This window comes from Psychrobacter sp. 16-MNA-CIBAN-0192 (assembly GCF_040309565.1).
GTDB lineage: Bacteria > Pseudomonadota > Gammaproteobacteria > Pseudomonadales > Moraxellaceae > Psychrobacter.
In genome coordinates this window covers 1-272 of the sequence record NZ_JBEOOX010000253.1, presented here as the reverse complement: position 1 = coordinate 272, position 272 = coordinate 1, and the positions used below count along the sequence as shown (strand labels likewise).

Below are 272 nucleotides of genomic sequence, written 5' to 3'. Positions count from 1 at the left end.
CATTTAGACAGCAGCTACAATAGCTGGAACCTACAACTTCAAGCGATGCAGTATGAATATGATGCCGCTGATGCGGTCGATTCAAATAAGATTGGTGTATCTGTAGTTAGCTGGCAATACGAGATCGCTTCTAAAGGCCAAGCCTATAACGCCAATATCGCTAAGACCTTCAAAACAGACTGGGGTAGCGTAAAGTGCTATAACGATTTTGGCATTATGACGCCTGACGTCGATGACAGCAGCTACGACAACAGTATGCAGAACGTCACAGG

1 pseudogene is annotated in these 272 nt (G+C 45.2%); it reads left to right on the top strand.

The features are described 5' to 3' along the window. Window positions 1–272: pseudogene (locus AAEY78_RS13140) on the top strand (hypothetical protein); the annotation flags it as partial.